Below are 2611 nucleotides of genomic sequence, written 5' to 3'. Positions count from 1 at the left end.
GTCAGCACGTTCAAATCGGACAGTGTCGGCGTTGCGAGAGCTGAACAGATCGGGGTGAGCAAGGTCACCAATGTCGGACAGACATCGCTGGAAAGCGTCGGTAAATTCAAGAAGATTGCCGTCGGTGAAGAGTTTGTCATCGAATGCGGTGATTCCAAATTCATCATGAAGTCGAACGGTGAAGTTATCATTCTTGGCAAGACCTTCAACTTCGTGGCGACGGATCATTTTCAGCTTCGTGGCAAGCCGATCGATCTGAACTGACGGAGGGCCTGGTCTTGGAACTTCAGAACCGCCTGCCGTTTCCCGCCATGGCCTTCCGTCAGTTCGATGCCGAGGGGGAACTGGATTGCATTGTTTCCGTGCGAGCTACCTTCACGCATGTGCAGGACGGAATTATGGAGCTCGCTCGTGAGCAGGAGAGCTTTCAATGGCAAGACGTTTACGAGGACGATCCGCATCAGACCGTCCTCCTTCGCCAAAGCGATCTGACCCCTGACAAGCCCGGCACGGATATCAGCTTTCTCGGGGATGCATGGTCACCGTCGAAAGAGCCACAGAAATCCTGGCGCGCCTCCATTCGTGTCGGTGATATTTCCAAGGGGATCGAAGTATGCGGCCGACAGTTCTGGCAACCCTTCATTCAGGAAAAATGGGCGGGCTTCTCCGCAAAGGAGCCGAAGCGAATCATCAGGGATTGGGTGCTAACCGATCCCGAGCCGACCCGTCAGGTCGCTGTCTGCTGGACCAATGCTTTTGGCGGCATCATTCCAGGCACAGGTGATACCGAAACCGACACCCCTGCGGATGTGGAACGTCGCAATCCTCTGGGATGTGGTATCGTTAATCTCGACATGCCCACAGACACGCCTCCCGTACGCGCGCCTCAGATCACGTCGCCCGGCGAACGGCTGAACTGGAAGGAAGCGCCGGAGCCACAGGGATTTGGCCTCGTATCACCCTGGTGGCGTTCCCGTCAGCAATATACCGGAACCTACGACGACGCATGGGTTGCGAAACGGCATCCGCTTTTGCCTCGCGATTTCGATAAAAAGTTCTGGCAGGCCGCCCATCCTGATCTCATCGCCGCTCCTCACCTCAAGGGTGACGAGAACTACGAGCTCGTTAACCTCAGTTCTGAGCATCCGGTCGCGAAAGGCTCGTTGCCCGGCCTTACCCTCGGTGTCCATTGCCAACGCGCAGATCGCGATGACTGGTACGTCTTGAAGCTGGACGGCGTTCAGTTCGATTGGCGCGAGGATGGGCGCATTCTCCTGACCTGGCGGGCGCGGTTTCCTCTTTCTGAAGCAGGTGAGACAAATCTGACGCTGACTAGGGTGCGCTTGAAGGCTCCTGGAACCGAAGCGGCTGGAAGGGAGACAGCATGAGTATCCCTCGCGATAACTATATCGGCGAACCACAATATCCCGATACATGGACGACCAAGACGCCACGCGAGGGGCTGCGTGACATTGACGAAGCACGTATCGTTTCTTTAGCACCAGATGTTTGCCTGACGCCTGTCGGGTCATCTGTGGTACCCATTCCCTATCCGGTCGTGGATTTTTGCGGCCATGATAAAAACTACACGCCGTCTGTTCGGTTCACCGGCAAAAAGGCAATGGTGATGCGTTCGTGTACGACACATGTGCACGGCGATGCACCCGGCAGCCGTAAGGGTGTGAAATCCGGCACGGTGGAAAGCATTTGCGAGCCTATTGGACACGCTGACCAGGTGCGTGCCGAAGGTTCACACATCATCCGTCACCTTGACCGTTTCCATATGAACAACAGGAATACCGAGGGTGAGGCGATCTTTGTCCGCAGCACGCAGACATATGATCCTCCCAAGGACGATGATCCGGTGCGAGGATCGCTTCGCGCAATTGAAGTCGCCGATGCTTCAGAAAAGCAAAACCGTTCATCTGACGCTGTTCCTTCCGGTGGTGCTGCTCTAGGTTTCCTCGTCACGCCAGGATTTGCTCCACTCGTTCAAGGTGCGGGTGGAGCGGCGGCTGGAGGAGCAAGTACCGCTGCCGGTGCAGCAACCTCCGGTGCTGGAGGGGCTGCCGCCGCGGCGGGAGGTGTCAGTCTGGGAACGATATTGGCGGGGATCGGAATATTCGCCGCCGGTGTACTTATTCCGACCAACAAAATGAATTTTTCCGATACCGTCCCACAGGATGATTTTGAACAGAAATTGCTTTTAGATGCGCAACGCAGAATAAACGAACTTCCATTCTGGGACAGTGGTGCTGACATCCGAACTGAGACGTTTGCAAAAATTCAGGAACACAGAAAGGAAAATAAACCGACGCAGGACCCGGAGCCGAAACCTGTTCCTGTGCCGCCACCTGGATCAAATGTTCGTATCGATGAGGATGAAAACCGTAGATGTCGTTTATTGATAATCTGCTTTATGCCCACAAAAAGTACGATCGATCTCGATGAGTTCAAGCGACAAATGGAATTGCAGGAACAAGGGCTCAACAATATGAGTCCGCAGCAGATGTTGGCCAATCAAGCAAAGTATTTGGCGAATCCGGCGGGTATGCGGGCTTTGTCAGAGCCGCTGCAGGCGAAAGCGCGCCAAGAATATAGGAATGACCCG

2 protein-coding genes and 1 pseudogene are annotated in these 2611 nt (G+C 55.0%); all 3 read left to right on the top strand.

What is annotated here, in order from left to right; all coding sequences use genetic code 11:
* A pseudogene (locus N434_RS25300) lies at positions 1–264 on the top strand (type VI secretion system tip protein VgrG); the annotation flags it as partial.
* A 14-nt stretch (positions 265–278) separates the two neighbouring features.
* A complete protein-coding gene (locus N434_RS25295; RefSeq protein WP_110760769.1) occupies positions 279–1388 on the top strand; it encodes a DUF2169 family type VI secretion system accessory protein in 1110 nt (369 codons plus the stop codon).
* Positions 1385–2611 (top strand): PAAR-like domain-containing protein (locus N434_RS25290; RefSeq protein ID WP_110760770.1); only part of this gene is annotated, 1227 nt, incomplete at its 3' end. The genes N434_RS25295 and N434_RS25290, both read left to right, overlap by 4 nt.

Source organism: Rhizobium sp. UGM030330-04 (assembly GCF_003208455.1).
Taxonomy (GTDB): Bacteria; Pseudomonadota; Alphaproteobacteria; order Rhizobiales; family Rhizobiaceae; genus Agrobacterium; species Agrobacterium rhizogenes_A.
The sequence above is the reverse complement of the archived record's forward strand: the minus strand, read 5'-3'. Positions and strand labels throughout refer to the sequence as shown.